The sequence below is a fragment of the Serratia sp. 506_PEND genome (assembly GCF_001076875.1).
GTDB classification, from domain to species: Bacteria; Pseudomonadota; Gammaproteobacteria; order Enterobacterales; family Enterobacteriaceae; genus Serratia; species Serratia marcescens.
Genome location: NZ_JVEL01000440.1, coordinates 29,471 through 44,012 on the forward strand (window position 1 = coordinate 29,471; position 14,542 = coordinate 44,012).

Genomic DNA, 14,542 nt, shown 5'->3' on the forward strand with positions numbered 1-14,542 from the left:
GACCCAGCGCCGGAGCCTGACCCAGCGCCGGAGCCAATACAGGATGCGGGGTATATCGTAGTTGTAGTTACGGGAGCAACGTTGAACCATAACGGCGTTGAATATCCAGACTCACGCACTGTAAAACTCCCTCGCGGAACGGCCGAACGTCTGACAGCAATTGGGTTAGTAAAACCTTTATCTGTGTTGCGTCGGGAGCTTGCCGCCCAGGATACAGCAGGGTTGACCATTACTACCGATGCTGGTGGCGTGGAGATTATCTCAGGGGGATAACCCGTGATTAATTGGGATGAAAAACTACTTGCTCCACTCCAACGGGTATTTGGACAGCGAATAAATTACCGTCCCAAAGGTAAAAATGAGGTTGCTTTTGATACCGAGGGGATATTTGATAGGCCTTATTCAAAGGAGTTTGAAACGCTTGATGGCTCGTCTGAAATAAACACAACCTCACCCATTATTGGTGTGAGGTTGAGCCAGTTTTTGCGGGAACCCAAGCAAGGCGATCGGTTGTTTATTTATTCAGATAATACGCTGTATGTGGTTTCTGATGTTCAGCCCGATTCTCATGGGGGCGTAAAGTTAATACTTAACGTGTGCAAATAACATGGACTCAATAGAGGTTAGAAATTTAGCAGTTATCGCGTTAAAAGATAATACGGACGCAGAGGAGAGGGTTTACTCTCCTCGCGATTGGTCTACCCGTAGTGATCTTTTCCCGTTGATACTCATTCAGACTCACTCTGACGATAAAAAAGGCATTGATAGAAATGTTCCTAAATTCAATACCACTACAACCTTACGCATAACGGCACGGGTTGAAGAGTTTGACGGCGAGTCGAATGAAGATGGGGCAATGAATGCTGAGGTTAAATTAGAGGAGTTACAGGAGCAGATATTAAAATCTCTGATTAACAGTTATGAATTAACCCGCAGGATTCAGAAGTATTCTTCTGTTTCATCGAGAGTGGATATTGATTCAAGCGGTGAGGGTCATATTGGTCAGTTGCTAATGTTGGTTGCTGTTGAGTACTTTCAAGGTCCGGATGATTTTTATCCTGTCATTTCAGATGAACTTAAAGAAGTTGATATTACGTTGGTTATGCCAGATGGAACAACTCAACCAAAAGTCAAAATCAATTTTGAGGGTTAAATTTATGTTTGTTAAACCAAGAGAGGGTTGCGAGGTTCGCGATCCGTTTAAGCGTACATTATTGCCGAAAGAGGGGGCTGAGGTTTCAGATAGCGATCCTTTTTGGCAACGTCGTGTCCGTGATCAAGATGTTATTTTAGTAACTAAAAAAGAAAACAAACCGAAAGGGGGTGATAAATGATCCCTTTTCAGAATGTGCCAAGTAATTTACGGACGCCATTATTTTTTGCTGAGGTTGATAATTCTCAGGCAAATACTGCCACCGTAAATCAAAATACATTGATTGTAGGGCAAATGCTAAAAACGGGAACGGCAACCGCTGACGAGTCTGTTATTTGTTCAAGTTCGGCAAATGCTAAGGTCCTTTGTGGCCAGGGCTCTATGCTGGCGGCTATGATGGATGTGTATTTGCAAAATGACAGTAGCGGAACCATTTACCTGTTGCCGGTGGCTGATGCAGCTACCGGAATGACAGGGGCAGAAGGAAAGTTAACAGTTACCGGTGTTCCGACTGCCAACGGAGTCATCTCACTCTATATTGCCGGGCTTCGGGTACAGGTGGCCGTTGTTCCAACAGATACCAGCGCTGTTATTGGTGGTGCTATCGTGACGGCAATTAGCACAAACGCTGACCTTCCTGTTACCGCTGAATTGGTTACAGGGGAAGAAGGTGATCCAATTCAGATTAAGTTAAAAGCCAAAAACCTCGGAGCGCTGGGTAATACCCTTGATATTCGCCTTAATTATCTTGGGGCTAGCGGTGGTGAATATTCGCCTCCAGGTGTAGATATTGCGATTGTAAAAATGACGGGTGGGGTTGGATCTCCTGATTTATCGGCGGCGCTGGCCAGTCTGCACGATACCAATTATGACTTTATCGTTTTCCCGTATGATGACACTACGTCGCTTGATGCCGTTCGTGACTTTCTCAATGATCAAACTGGCCGCTGGAGCTATAGCCAGCAAACTTACGGCCATGCCTTTGGGGCAACGTCCGGGACATACGGCGTACTAACATCAAAAGGGGAAGGACGAAACGACCAGCACGCCTCTCTGATGGGGGTGAATGACTCTCCGTCCCCGTCGTATGCCTGGTCCGCAGGTTATGCGGGAGCTAGTGCGGTTAGCTTGCGTAATGATCCCGGTCGCCCGCTACAGACTCTGGTTGTTCGTGGTGTACTTGCCCCCCCAATGACGTCGCGTTTTTCACTGACAGAACGGAATACGCTGTTATATAGCGGCATTTCAACGTTTACCGTGCAGGCTGATGACTCAGTTCAAATTGAGAACGTGATCACTACATATCAGTTAAACGGTTATGGCCAGCCGGACGACAGTTATTTGCAGGTTGAGACGTTGTTTTTACTGATGTTCTGTATGCGGGATATGCGTTCAATTGTTACGTCTAAATTTGGCCGCGTGAAGTTAGCCAGGGATGGGACGCGATTTGCTCCAGGCTCAGCCCTTGTTACACCATCGACAATTAAGGCTGAATTGATTGCTGAGTATCAGTCTCTGGAATGGCAGGGTTACGTTCAGGACAGCAAGGGATTTGCTGCTGGTCTGATTGTTGAACCGAACGCGAAGAATCCAAATCGTGTTGATGTTCTCTGGGATGGTGTATTAATTAATCAGTTGCGTATTTTCGCTGTTTTGGCGCAATTCCGCTTACAACCATCATCATAATATTTAAGGGTCTGTTATGGCTGATACAACCGGTTTACTCGCGGGGACCGCTTATGTAACTGTTGATGGTTTAACAGTTATGGTCGAGGGTTCGTTTAAATACAAACCAACTCGCGTTAAACGTGAAACACTGACCGGAATGGATGGAGTTCACGGTTATAAAGAAAAACCCTCGGCAGGGTCTATTTCAATGTCATTGCGTGACAGTCGTGGAACGTCTGTTATTGGCTTTAACAATCAAACTAACGTCACTGTAGTTGCTCAGTTAGCCAACGGGAAAACCATTATTGGTAGTAATATGTGGACCGTCGATGAGCAGGAAGTAGATTCCGAGGATGCTAAGTTTGATGTTAAGTGGGAAGGTCTTTCGGTTACGGAGAATTAATTGTGGCAACAGTAATTAACGATTTGGTTTTCCTTGATAGTCTGGAATCATCATTTACACTAAACCTTATTAAACCGTTATCCTCCGCAGATGGTAAGGAAACCTTTAATAGCTTTGTGATAAAGGAACCCTGTTTTTCTCAAATCGAACAGTTTTATGATGAACAGTCTAAAAACGGGAATATGTCAGCAATGGGATTGCTTATTTCATTGTTAAGTGAGCCGCTAGTACCACAAAATATAATCAAGGGTATGAATTACCGTGATTACAGGAAAGCGGAGAAATATCTACTGGATTTTTTGCGCTATCCGCCATCGTTTGGGGGAACTCAGTAGCGGAAGTAACGCATTTTTATCACTGGGGTCCTTATGAGGCTGGCAACTTACCCGCCAGCCGTTTTTTATTCTGGTACTTGCAAATGAAACGTATGGGAGGGTGAGTTAATGGGTGAACAGTTCGATTTTGATTTGGTAGCCAATGATGATGCATCAAAGCAAATTGATAACATTATTCGCTCAGTGCAATCTCTCTACCCACCGTTGGATAAATTAAAAGGAGGTTTGAAACTTGGCGGTCAAGAAACATTAAATGGTCTGGATTCTATTATAGGACAATTTAAAGGGTTAAATACATTTGCTAAAGATGGTGTTCAGTTAATCGGCGATATGGTCCCCCCATTAAAAATGGTGGGGGGGTTATCTCTTGGCATTGGTGCAGCCGCCGCAGGAATTTATAAAACGGTTACTGGCATGAGGGAGGCGGGTAAAAGTGCGCAAGAACTTTCTACATCTGCACAAAATGCGGGATTAAGCGTTGAGAGATTCACTCAGTTATCCGGCGCGATGCAAGTTTTGGGTATTGATGCAGATTCGGCTAAACAATCTGTTGAGGGGCTTTACAGTGTTTTCAATGAAGCTCTACAGGTCAGAAATGTTGAGACTTTATCTCTTCTTAATCAAATGGGTGTCCAGATTGCTAAGAATAAAGATGGAACTGCTGATTTAATAGGGTCGATGCGAAATCTCTCTAAGGTATTTCCGTCTTTAAGCCCTCAAAATCAGAAAAAAGTTTCTGATATGCTGGGCCTTGATGCTAATAGCCTAAGATTACTCAGAACGGGTAAGTTTGATGAGTTAATGAGCAAGTCTAAAGATTTTGGACTGACTGTCCCTGATGGGTTAAATAACGATCTTACTGGCATCAATGGCGCAATCAATGAAATGGGTGCTGCGTGGGACGGTCTGAAACAGAAAACTAAAGGTGGGCTTTACAGTTTGCTGTTATCCGATGGCTCAGTAAAAGATAGTATTGATGGTGTTACTGATTTATTAATCCACGGACCAGACAATTTTTCATTGATGAAGGTTCTGGGAGTAACAAGGGGGAATGAATCTGATCAGCTCAGAAAAGGATATAACGACCCTGAATTTTATAAGACGCTGAGCATCACCGAAAAATCGGCGATGGATTTTGGGGTTATGACGGATGGTCTACGTGAGAAATTCCAGGCGTATTACGGTCCTAAAGAAATGGCTAACCAGTTGGCTAGCGATCTGGCCGTTGCGCTGCAACGTTCAAGCTCAACAGCTGTAAATAGTTATCAGGGGGTAAATGTTGGTCAGCCCAGTGCCGGTGTTAACCCGCGCGCGCGGTCGGTGCGGAATAATAACCCGTGGAATATTAACTATGCTCGCCAGCAAGGCGCGGTAAAGGAGCCAGGCGCTGCTGGAACAGCTCGGTTTGCAAAATTCAAAACGCCTGAGGCAGGCATTGCCGCAGCAGATCGTCAGTTAATGCTGTATTACACCGGGCAAAGCAAGGCCGCAGGGAATCGGCCTCTGACGACAATAGAGCAAATCATTAGCACTGCCTCCCCGCGTTCAGACGGGAACAATACGCGCGCCATGATATCGGGAGCCAGTCGGGAACTCGGGGTGAATCCTGGCGATCAATTAAACCTGACAGATCCGGCGTTAAGAGCGCGTGTATTAACTGCCTTGTTCAATCAGGAAGGTAACAACCCGTGGTCATCTGAGCAGGTTAAATCAGTCATTACCGGCGCGCCGGTTAGCCCGATTCAGAACAAAACCGAAAACAACAACGTCTCTAACACCTCCACAGTAAATAACAACAGTAAATCCAGCACATCGACGGTAAATAACAGTAACAGCCAGGATCACAGCCAGGGTATTTCCGAGGCAGTCCGGGAGGGACTTTCTAACACTAAATTGCAGGTTGAAGTCACGATGGTCGATCCTCGCACCAACCAACAAACGCAGGCAACAGGGACGACCGGGGGGCGGGTTGCGGTCTCCATGCCATTTACGGGGTAGTAGCTATGAGCCTGATTGATACCGTGACCGACTTTTTTGATCCCGAGGGGTCTAAAAAGTGGTTTGAAACACTACAAAAAGCACAATTCAGGGGGGTCCCCTTTGCTGTTCTTGGCGGGCAAAGCTCATTTGGCCGTAAAACGGCCGTCCATGAGTACCCTTATCGTGATAAACCCTGGGTTGAAGATTTGGGTAGGGCAACCCGTAAATTTACCGTGAAAGGCTTTTTGGTTGAGGATAGCGTTATATATGGTGGAGGGGCAGTAATCGATCAGCGCTCCAATCTCATTGCGGCATGTGAAACTGCCGGTGCCGGGACACTGATTCACCCGACATATGGTGAGTTAACGGTAAGTATTCCATCCGGGGGGCTACAGATTGTTGAGCAATGGGATAACGGCCGCTACTTTGAGTTCACGCTCAGGGCGATCGAGTCCGGGTTAAAGGTTTTTCCGGTTACAACGTCAACTCCGCTCCCGGATGAGGAGTCCTGGTTAAAGTCTATTGCGACAACGACGCTCCAGTTTGTTACGACTATCAACAGCATACTCAGAAAGAGTACGGCGCTTATTCAAACGTTACAAAGTACCGCTGTTTTTTGGGTTAGCCAGATCACCGGCACGGTGAATGAGGCTAATAACCTTATTAATACCATTACCGATGTTTTTGACAGCAACACTTACGGTCGGTTTCAGCCATCGAGCAATAGTGGGCTGACGAGTAACCAAACTTACCCAATCCAAATGCAGAAGCAAAAAGCCGCTAGTGCACAGAATCGCGGCAAAGTGGCCACAGTCGGCGATGAGTTAGTTAAATCGGTTGATGCCGAAACTTATGCTGAAAAAGCCAATGAGCTTTTATCCGCCGTTGTGCTGTCTGTCAGCGAACCCCAGGATCAGATCCGAATTTTTATTAATTTGTCCGTGTTTGAAACCGGTGATTATGTTCCAGGCGTTGACGGTGCGGTACAAGATGCAGCAACACTTTTTTTTCAGCGCCTGGCTCTGGCTTACCTGGGGCGAGCTGCGCTCAGTTATCAGCCGGTATCCCATGATGACGCCTGGGACGTTATGACATTGGCGGGCGAGGCCCTGGAGGCTGGTGCGATCAATGCGGCTGATATGGGACACGATGACACATACCGTGATTTGATCGCGTTACATAATACAGTTGTTTCAACGCTGACAGAACGTGGCGCAAATCTGGCCCGTTTCACAGAATACCAGTTTTATACCTCTCTCCCCTCGCTTGTTCTTTCTGAGCGTATTTATCAGGACCCGGCACGCAATAACGAGCTGGTGAGATGCGTTAATCCTGTTCACCCGGCATTTATGCCACTGGATTTTAAGGCGCTCAGCAAATGACAACCGAAAAAACGGAAAAAGTAGACGAGCTATACCTTGAGGTCAGGGGGCGTGCATTGCACGGCTGGGATCGGATACGGATTACGCGCGGCATCGAGAGAATGCCCTCAGATTTTGACATTTCCATCATGGATTATTACCCCGGTGACGAACAACAGCAGTTGGTTAGTCCTGGTGATCCGTGCGTTGTGAAGCTGGGGGAGGACGTAGTAATAACTGGCTACGTTGACCGCTGGTGCCCATCAATTCGCCCGAATCAGCATCAGATCCGCGTGACTGGTCGTGGAAAATGTCAGGACCTGGTTGATTGCTCGGCTGAGTGGGAGAGCAATGTTATGACAGGACTCGATGCGCTGGCCATGTCTCAGCGCCTCGCCGCCCCTTATGATATTGACGTAACAACAGACGTTACCGGGCTACAGGCCGCGCCGCAATTTACGATTAACTGGGGGGAAAGTCCGCAAGAAATTATTGATCGCGTGTGCCGCTGGAGTGCATTACTTGCGTATGACCTCCCGGACGGAAATCTATATCTAACCCGCGTAGGCACACAAAAAGCCGCGTCAGGGGTGATGCAGGGCGAGAACATACAGGCGGCGGACTATCAAAGCAGCATAGACCAGCGTTTTTCCGACTATGTAGGGTTGTCCATGTCGGTTACGCCACTTTATGAGGTGGGGTCCTCCGTTGAATATGGCGGAACGTTTCTGGCCAGCGCTCAGGACCCTGAAAAAATGCGCCATCGTAAGAAAATAGACATCATCGAAAGCACGATGATCGCGAATGGCGTGGCTCAGCAGTATATCGACTGGGAAATGAACCGGCGTTACGGCCGTTCAAAGGCCCTCCGCGTCGTTGTGGACAGTTGGCGCGATAAGTCCGGCAAACTTTGGGAAATAAATACCCAGGTTCCCATTAGCATTCCTGTTTTTAACATCACTGATATGTATTGGTTGCTCTGTGAGGTGACGTTTACGCGCGATCAGCGTGGGACAACGGCCGAGCTTATTTTGATGCCGCCAGAGGCGTTCACCGTTGAGCCGTACCAGTTCTATCAGCAGGTAAGGGAGCTTAATTACTAATGGATATCAGCGCCGCTTACCGGCAACTCTTGCGCCGCGTTCAGATGGCGTTATCTATTGGCCGTGTGACGGCGGCCAGCGATAGCGGCCCCATTCAAAAGCTACAGGTACAGACGCCCTTAGAGGTGCGAGGCGATACGCCGCGTATGAGCGACTTTGGTTTTTCGTCTGGCTTGCCGGTGGGCTCTGACGTGGTAATCGCGTTTTTAGGTGGGGACCGTTCATCAGGCGTAATTATTGCGTCAAATCATCAATCCCATCGGCAATCTGGACTGAAACCCGGAGAAACGGTTATCTATAGCCAATGGGGCCAGCTCGTAAAGCTCACGGAAACAGGCATAACCATAGACGCCGCTGGCCAGCCGGTAGACGTCGTTAATTCTACGGTGGTGACGATCACGGCCAGTGAGGAGATTATGGCCAAAACGCCGGTTCTGAAATGCACCGGTGACATTATTGATAACTGCGAAAGCAACACAGCAACGCTTAAGCAGCTCCGAGAGGCGTATAACGACCATGATCACCAGGTTAAAAATGTTCAGGGTGGTAACGACACAATCGACAGTGAAAAGCCGTCTAACCCTGTAGGAGGGTAGTCCGTGAGTGATATCAAAACAGTCTGGAAAATAGATTCCGGTGGCTGGGTATCAGAAACCGGCGATCTGGCCAGCGGTGACGATCTCGATACAGCAGTTTTAATTTCCCTTTTTACCGATCAGCAAGCGCGGGCAGATGATACCTACGATGGTGACGATCGCCGGGGCTGGTGGGGGGATTTGGGCGAGGATTACCGTATAGGGTCCCGTTTATGGCTGATTTATCGCCAGCGTTTATCCCGTGACACGGCCGAAAGGGCCAAAGATTACGCCCGCGAGGCGCTGCAATGGATGATTGATGACCTTATAGCGGGATCTGTCGAGGTAACTTACCGCATAGTCTATCCGTCGACTTTATATCTGTACGTTGCTATTGAGCAGCCGGACGGGAGCAAAAGAAGTTTTGAATTTGACTGGGCATGGGGAGAAATAGCGAATGCCGTATAAGCACCCGACACTCACTGATCTGAGGGGGCAGGTTAAGAGCGATATAAAGAGTGCGTTACCGAAAACAGGTGGCCTACTTCGGTTTTCGAATCTGGCGATCACCGGTGATGTTCAGGCCGGTTTGTCATATGGCCACTATGGCTATCTTGACTGGGTAGCACAGCAATCAACGCCCTTTACCGCAACCGATGAGTATTTAGAAGCGTGGGCGGCATTGGTGACCGTATATCGAAAACCTGCCACGGCCGCCAAAAGCTCAGCCGCCAAATTAACAGGGGTTGGAGGGACAGTCCCGGCCGGAGCCGTTATCAATCGCAAGGATGGGATCAAATACACCCTGGATAATGCTGTAACCATCGGGCCTGATGGCACTACGTTAACGCCAGTAACCGCCGTTCTACTCTCTCCGCTTGATGATCCTACCGCTGGTGGAGCGCTCGGTAATGCGCCAGTGGGAACCGTGCTGACGCTTGATAACAGTTATTCCGGTGTTGATTCACAGGTCACGCTGATTAATCCGGCCACCGGTGGGGCTAACGTTGAAACAGACGAGCCTTTACGTACCCGAATGCTTTTGGCTTATCAGGCATTACCGCAAGGCGGGAGCGAGACTGACTATGTAAATTGGGCGCTGGCGGTCTCTGGTGTCACGCGTGCGTGGTGTGTACGCCGTCTGATGGGGGTGGGAACGGTCGGAATATACATTATGTGTGATGGTGACGATCAGACCAACCACGGCTTTCCTGTTGGCACTGATGGCCTATCGCAATATGAAACCTGGGGTTACTATGCAAAAGCCACCGGTGACCAGCTGCGCGTTGCTGATGCCATTTATCCGAATCAGACGATAACGGCATTGGTCTATCTTGCTTCCCCGATCCCTAAAGTCATTGATTTTGCCATTACCGGCATCATTGAACAGGAGCAGGACCTAACCGCTGCCATTAGCACCGCGATTAACCTGGTGTTTTTTACCCGAGGAGACCCTACAGGGGAAGGTATTGTAACCCTCTCGTCAATTAACGCGGCGATTGCTTCTGTGCCGGGAACGGATGGATTTTTGATTACCTCCCCTACTCAGAATATAACGCTGGGTGTTGGCGAACTCCCGCAACTCGGAACGGTGACCATTACATGACCAGCCTATTCACTACGTCCGATTATCAATCGGCGTTACTGGCGCATTTTCCGCGCGGGCGGGTTTGGCAAACGGGGCCCGATAATCCACTAACCAAGCTGGCTCAGGCGTTGGCCAGATCATTCCAACGTGTGGACGCCAGCGCGATCAGTCTACTTACTGGTGGTTTCCCGGCCACGGCGCTGGAGTTGCTACCGGAATGGGAGGCGTCGTTAGGTCTGCCGGATAATTGTACGATTGGCGAAACATATACCATTGAGCGCCGCCGACAGGCTGTTGTTTCTCGGTTGGTGGGCAAAGGATCACTATCAAAACAGTTTTATATCAGTTTGGCCAAAACGCTGGGATATGACATTACCATTGATGAGTTTCGCCAGGCGCGGGCAGGATTTAGCGTATGTGGTGAGGCGATTAACGGAGATGATTGGCCGTTTGTTTGGCGGGTTAATGCTCAGCAAACAACGTATGTTCAGGCTAAATGTGGCGTTACGTATTGTGGTGAACCTCTGGCCACCTGGGGTAACAAAATTCTGGAATGTACACTTAAGCAACTGGCCCCGCCGTTCACAGTGCTGTTATTTGGCTATTACTAATTAGATAACGTTTTTTTAAAATTAATCAAATTAACTTTTGAGGGTTTCCTATGCAAAAAATTGGCGATATTACCAATACCGCCACGCCAGACGGTGAATTTACCGATGGTAATGTGGCTGGTGGGGTAAGCCCTACCTTATTACCTGCTAAGTGGTTTAATACCATACAGCGAGAACTATGTAATGTAATTATTAAAAATGGAGGGGTGCTTGACCCTGATAATAACCAACAAATATTTGAAATATTAAATTCTGTCTATTTGGCAAAGTCTGATGCTGATGATTTTGGCAATCCTATAGGATCGCCTATTCCCTGGCCGTCAGAGACTATCCCTGCTGGCTATGCTTTGATGCAGGGACAGACATTTGATACGGCAAAATATCCTAAACTTGCGATCGCTTATCCGTCAGGGATAATCCCTGATATGCGCGGGCAGACGATAAAAGGCAAACCAGCCAGCGGCCGAACGGTGTTGAGTGCTGAGGCTGATGGAATTAAATCACATACGCATACAGCGACAGCAGCAGCAACTGATCTGGGGACTAAAAACACATCGTCGCATGACTATGGTTCGCCTACTACTAGTTCATTTGATTACGGTTCGAAACAAACGAATGGCTTCGATTATGGTTCAAAGTCAACAGATGCACAAGGACAACACCAACACGAATATACTTTCCTTCAATGGGAGGCTGGTTGGGGATGGCCTTCTGGGAATACCAATATGGGGAGTGTTACCCAGCTTACCGGAGCAGCGGGTAATCATGCCCATAACGTATATATAGGTGCACATGATCACTGGGTAGGGATAGGCGCACATAATCATACGGTGCCTATTGGCGCGCATACACATACTGTTGCTCTGGGGTCTCACGGACATACTATAACCGTGGCAGCCGCAGGTAACACAGAAAACACAGTAAAAAACATTGCATTTAACTATCTCGTGAGGCTTGCATAATGACATTTAAAATGAGTGAAGAAGCACAAACAATTACTGTTTATAACTTTAGAGCCGACACTCAAGAGTTTATTGGCATAAGTGATGCTTATATTCCATCACATACCGGTTTACCCGCTTATTGTACCGATATTAAACCAATAAAAGTATCAGAGGGGAAGGTAGCTGTATTCGATATATCAAAATCAGCTTGGTATATTGTGGATGACCATCGAGGAAAAACTGTTTTTGATATTTCGTCCGGGCGTGAAATTTATATTTCAGAGCTTGGGTTGTTACCGGAAAATGTCACTGCAATAGCACCTGATGGTCAGTACCAAAAATGGGATGGGACAGCATGGGTGAAAGATGAAGAAGCTGAAAAATCTGCTGAGTTGGCTAAAGCTGTAGAGCAGAAAAGCCGTTTAATGCAGGTGGCTAACGATCATGTTGCACCTTTGCAAGATGCTGTTGATCTCGATATTGCTACTGATGATGAAAAACAACAACTGGCGGGGTGGAAAAAATATCGTGTTATGCTAAGTCGTGTTGATTGTAGTAAGCCAGAATGGCCAGATCACCCGACACTATAATAATTATATGTATTTTTTAAATTTTGCTGGCGCACCCGCATATAAAACATTTGCGGGTACGTCGCTAGTTACAACACTGTTTGCAGCAATAATACTATTATTCCCAATTCTTACTCCAGGAAGAATTACAGCCCCTGCGCCTATCCATACATTTTCTCCTATATTGATGGGCGCTATTATATTTGTACTATGGCGTAATGCTGGGTTTGCGTGATGACTAACGGTTGTCAAGGTGACGTTTGGTCCGATCATTGCGCCGCTTTGGATTGTTATCCGTTCATTGTCAAGAAAGTTGCAATTGGCATTAATAAGAACATTACCAGTGAGATTTATATTTCCGTACTCGAAATAAAAGGGTGTTGCAATGTGCGATTGCGAACTAAGTTTCACCCCGCATTTTTCGAGAATCCTTTTTCGTTTGTTATTTGAAAGAAATGACGTATTGAAGAATAACCTTGCGTAATGAGGCTTTATACTTTTCTTTAGTAAATAAAAATAATATCTCATAAATTTAATTATCTCTTATGTATAGAATTAACTAACACCCTAACATGGTGCATTATATCATACCTATGTTAGAGGTTGTTGTACCTCGTATGACGTTCATTAGAGTAAGTATCTGTTTGACGTCTCGTTGCAGTAGAGTAGAATCTTGATCGTTTTGCGATCCTTTCTGGATCTTTGACAAGGAGTTGGGTAATTTGAACCCATTCAGTACGGGATCTGGTGCATAACGCCGGGCCATGTGCTAGAGTTCACCTGTTGACTACAAAACGTAGCAAAACATGCAGTATGGGATTTACGGGCGCTTTCGCAGGGTATCGCGGGAGTCTAGAAGAACAAAGGCCCGCTAACGAATTAGCGGGCCTTTGCGGTTCAAATCATTGTCAGCACATAAGCCACACAACAAATCGAGCCTCGACAACTCCGATTATAGTGTGACCCCGGCTGACAATGCAAGCGAATCGCAAGCATTAGGCCAGGAAAATGGATAACCACACACCCGAACTACGGCCGGGGATTATCAACCCCGATCCGAGGTACAAGCGACCAGAGACATACAAGCGGCATATGCCCGCGTTTATCACTCGTTTGCTTGATAGCATGGGTGAAACCGATCTCACTACACATCCAGCGTTCTACATGTTTACAGGCCGTCAACGCACGATACGCAAGCATGGCCGCAACAGCATAAACGCTACTCTTCGCACTCTGATAGCAAACGCCGACGTTCTGACTGCCTCAACAACGATCAGTTGTACCAGCATGTCAGCCCAGTGCGGGCTACAAAGTAAATCAGCGGCCGGTAATCGGGGCATTACGCGCTTTACTCGGGCCTTGAAAACCTTGGACGCTACTGGCGCAACCCAAACCAGTATTGAGCGTGACCCGGTGACGGGTAAGTTTTTATCCGCTGTTGTCGTTATTACCGCTATCGGGATGGCCATATGTGGTACGACGGAAAAAGCCTGGCGCGCGGCCGCCCGTATGCGCGCTAATTTCCAGGGTAAGCCGTTGGCCTATGGTGAGGAGGAGGAAAACGACCTTAAACAACGCCTAGCGGAACGCATGTCAGCATGGCGCGAGAGACAACGTGAACGCAGCCGCGAAAAGGCAACCCGTAAGCGTGAGCGTACATTAGCGCGCCGAGCGAGTCGTAAAGAGACTGAGCAGCAGTTACACACCCTCATTAAATCACTAACCAAATCACTGCCGCTGGCCGAGTTAATCGAACTCGGGGCAGATGGCATTAAAAAGCGTGCCATGTCGCTGTTGCGGCGCGTAACCTCTTCCCCCGTTCCTGAATAGCTCCCCTCTCTGTTAACCGCATTGATTTGCGGGGGCTCCGCTCGACCCCAGAAAATAGCAGTTCATTTTTCATCCAATAATGCACGGTATCCCACCGGCTATCATCTAGTTCTCTCCCGTCAACGAATAGTTACCCACATTATCCGCAAATGGTTTCTTTATTTTATTTGCTAATGGTCCTTTGTTTTATCCGCAATGTTTCTTTTTTCTTTTTAAAGATATTCTTGGATCAAAAAGACTTATCGCATTCTTCGAATGTGGATAAATGACCGCCCTTGCAGCGGCTTACGCCGCGCCGGTTCGGAAAGGTCAACCTCAACGGTAGCACCCGGCATAGCCGGGCAACCCGCTGTAAGGCCCCCACGTCTCCGACCAGAATCCACTGAGCCGCTTTTCTTTCCGTGTTATCAAACCCGTCTTAC

Annotated in this window: 18 protein-coding genes; 17 read left to right on the forward strand and 1 reads right to left on the reverse strand. The window is 47.6% G+C overall.

Going from position 1 to position 14,542, the window contains the following annotated elements:
* The 16 genes from ADK28_RS32755 to ADK28_RS30230 form a co-directional block, all read left to right on the forward strand.
* Positions 1-273: hypothetical protein (locus tag ADK28_RS32755; protein WP_204375376.1), on the forward strand; the 273-nt coding region annotated here is incomplete at its 5' end.
* 3 nt (positions 274-276) lie between these two features.
* Complete coding sequence (locus ADK28_RS30215) at positions 277-606, forward strand: head-tail joining protein (RefSeq protein WP_075202090.1); 330 nt, start codon at positions 277-279, stop codon at positions 604-606.
* A gap of 1 nt (position 607) precedes the next feature.
* Positions 608-1,153 carry a hypothetical protein gene (locus tag ADK28_RS16905; RefSeq protein ID WP_048796192.1) on the forward strand — a complete coding sequence of 182 codons (546 nt, stop codon included), beginning with the start codon at positions 608-610 and terminating at the stop codon, positions 1,151-1,153.
* A 4-nt stretch (positions 1,154-1,157) separates the two neighbouring features.
* Entirely contained in the window at positions 1,158-1,334 is a 177-nt protein-coding gene (locus ADK28_RS30220; RefSeq protein WP_075202094.1) for a DUF2635 domain-containing protein, read from the forward strand.
* Positions 1,331-2,839 carry a phage tail sheath subtilisin-like domain-containing protein gene (locus tag ADK28_RS16910; RefSeq protein WP_048796193.1) on the forward strand — a complete coding sequence of 503 codons (1,509 nt, stop codon included), beginning with the start codon at positions 1,331-1,333 and terminating at the stop codon, positions 2,837-2,839. Before ADK28_RS30220 ends, ADK28_RS16910 begins: the two co-directional genes overlap by 4 nt.
* A gap of 16 nt (positions 2,840-2,855) precedes the next feature.
* Entirely contained in the window at positions 2,856-3,224 is a 369-nt protein-coding gene (locus ADK28_RS16915) for a phage tail tube protein (RefSeq protein WP_048796194.1), read from the forward strand.
* Positions 3,225-3,226: 2 nt separating this feature from the next.
* Positions 3,227-3,559, forward strand: coding sequence for a phage tail assembly protein (locus tag ADK28_RS16920; RefSeq protein ID WP_048796195.1), 333 nt, complete (start codon positions 3,227-3,229; stop codon positions 3,557-3,559).
* A gap of 108 nt (positions 3,560-3,667) precedes the next feature.
* Positions 3,668-5,557 carry a hypothetical protein gene (locus ADK28_RS16925; protein WP_048796196.1) on the forward strand — a complete coding sequence of 630 codons (1,890 nt, stop codon included), beginning with the start codon at positions 3,668-3,670 and terminating at the stop codon, positions 5,555-5,557.
* Between the two features lie 5 nt (positions 5,558-5,562).
* Positions 5,563-6,921 carry a DNA circularization protein gene (locus tag ADK28_RS16930; RefSeq protein WP_048796197.1) on the forward strand — a complete coding sequence of 453 codons (1,359 nt, stop codon included), beginning with the start codon at positions 5,563-5,565 and terminating at the stop codon, positions 6,919-6,921.
* The gene (locus ADK28_RS16935) at positions 6,918-8,003 is read left to right on the forward strand and encodes a phage baseplate assembly protein (protein WP_048796198.1); all 1,086 of its coding nucleotides are present in this window, start codon (positions 6,918-6,920) and stop codon (positions 8,001-8,003) included. The genes ADK28_RS16930 and ADK28_RS16935 overlap by 4 nt, the downstream gene beginning before the upstream one ends.
* Positions 8,003-8,599 carry a phage baseplate assembly protein domain-containing protein gene (locus tag ADK28_RS16940; protein WP_048796199.1) on the forward strand — a complete coding sequence of 199 codons (597 nt, stop codon included), beginning with the start codon at positions 8,003-8,005 and terminating at the stop codon, positions 8,597-8,599. The genes ADK28_RS16935 and ADK28_RS16940 overlap by 1 nt, the downstream gene beginning before the upstream one ends.
* Before the next feature lie 3 nt (positions 8,600-8,602).
* On the forward strand, positions 8,603-9,046 hold the full coding sequence (locus ADK28_RS16945) for a phage GP46 family protein (protein ID WP_048796200.1): 444 nt from the start codon (positions 8,603-8,605) through the stop codon (positions 9,044-9,046).
* Positions 9,036-10,184 (forward strand): baseplate J/gp47 family protein, encoded by a 1,149-nt coding sequence (locus ADK28_RS16950; protein ID WP_048796201.1) that lies wholly within the window; start codon positions 9,036-9,038, stop codon positions 10,182-10,184. Before ADK28_RS16945 ends, ADK28_RS16950 begins: the two co-directional genes overlap by 11 nt.
* A complete protein-coding gene (locus tag ADK28_RS16955) occupies positions 10,181-10,777 on the forward strand; it encodes a YmfQ family protein (RefSeq protein WP_048796202.1) in 597 nt (198 codons plus the stop codon). Before ADK28_RS16950 ends, ADK28_RS16955 begins: the two co-directional genes overlap by 4 nt.
* 50 nt (positions 10,778-10,827) lie before the next feature.
* Positions 10,828-11,739: a tail fiber protein gene (locus ADK28_RS30225; protein WP_075202091.1), complete on the forward strand. Its 912-nt coding sequence runs from the start codon at positions 10,828-10,830 to the stop codon at positions 11,737-11,739.
* Positions 11,739-12,311: a tail fiber assembly protein gene (locus tag ADK28_RS30230; RefSeq protein ID WP_075202092.1), complete on the forward strand. Its 573-nt coding sequence runs from the start codon at positions 11,739-11,741 to the stop codon at positions 12,309-12,311. The genes ADK28_RS30225 and ADK28_RS30230 overlap by 1 nt, the downstream gene beginning before the upstream one ends.
* Positions 12,312-12,314: 3 nt before the next feature.
* Here ADK28_RS30230 and ADK28_RS31010 read toward each other — a convergent pair whose 3' ends face one another.
* Complete coding sequence (locus ADK28_RS31010; RefSeq protein WP_082172301.1) at positions 12,315-12,818, reverse strand: DapH/DapD/GlmU-related protein; 504 nt, start codon at positions 12,816-12,818, stop codon at positions 12,315-12,317.
* Positions 12,819-13,298: 480 nt separating this feature from the next.
* Between ADK28_RS31010 and repA the strand changes: the two genes are divergently transcribed.
* Positions 13,299-14,120: a plasmid replication initiator RepA gene (repA, locus tag ADK28_RS16965; RefSeq protein WP_048796204.1), complete on the forward strand. Its 822-nt coding sequence runs from the start codon at positions 13,299-13,301 to the stop codon at positions 14,118-14,120.
* Positions 14,121-14,542: the final 422 nt, after the last annotated feature.

What these genes read in the sequence shown, in the direction of transcription:
- repA (WP_048796204.1), top strand. Translation starts at nt 13,299, where the DNA reads ATGGATAACCACACACCCGAACTACGGCCGGGGATTATCAACCCCGAT.
- ADK28_RS16930 (WP_048796197.1), top strand. Translation starts at nt 5,563, where the DNA reads ATGAGCCTGATTGATACCGTGACCGACTTTTTTGATCCCGAGGGGTCT.
- ADK28_RS30225 (WP_075202091.1), top strand. Translation starts at nt 10,828, where the DNA reads ATGCAAAAAATTGGCGATATTACCAATACCGCCACGCCAGACGGTGAA.
- ADK28_RS16915 (WP_048796194.1), top strand. Translation starts at nt 2,856, where the DNA reads ATGGCTGATACAACCGGTTTACTCGCGGGGACCGCTTATGTAACTGTT.
- ADK28_RS16950 (WP_048796201.1), top strand. Translation starts at nt 9,036, where the DNA reads ATGCCGTATAAGCACCCGACACTCACTGATCTGAGGGGGCAGGTTAAG.
- ADK28_RS16935 (WP_048796198.1), top strand. Translation starts at nt 6,918, where the DNA reads ATGACAACCGAAAAAACGGAAAAAGTAGACGAGCTATACCTTGAGGTC.
- ADK28_RS16940 (WP_048796199.1), top strand. Translation starts at nt 8,003, where the DNA reads ATGGATATCAGCGCCGCTTACCGGCAACTCTTGCGCCGCGTTCAGATG.
- ADK28_RS31010 (WP_082172301.1), bottom strand. Translation starts at nt 12,818, where the DNA reads ATGAGATATTATTTTTATTTACTAAAGAAAAGTATAAAGCCTCATTAC.
- ADK28_RS16910 (WP_048796193.1), top strand. Translation starts at nt 1,331, where the DNA reads ATGATCCCTTTTCAGAATGTGCCAAGTAATTTACGGACGCCATTATTT.
- ADK28_RS16925 (WP_048796196.1), top strand. Translation starts at nt 3,668, where the DNA reads ATGGGTGAACAGTTCGATTTTGATTTGGTAGCCAATGATGATGCATCA.
- ADK28_RS16905 (WP_048796192.1), top strand. Translation starts at nt 608, where the DNA reads ATGGACTCAATAGAGGTTAGAAATTTAGCAGTTATCGCGTTAAAAGAT.
- ADK28_RS16955 (WP_048796202.1), top strand. Translation starts at nt 10,181, where the DNA reads ATGACCAGCCTATTCACTACGTCCGATTATCAATCGGCGTTACTGGCG.
- ADK28_RS30230 (WP_075202092.1), top strand. Translation starts at nt 11,739, where the DNA reads ATGACATTTAAAATGAGTGAAGAAGCACAAACAATTACTGTTTATAAC.
- ADK28_RS30220 (WP_075202094.1), top strand. Translation starts at nt 1,158, where the DNA reads ATGTTTGTTAAACCAAGAGAGGGTTGCGAGGTTCGCGATCCGTTTAAG.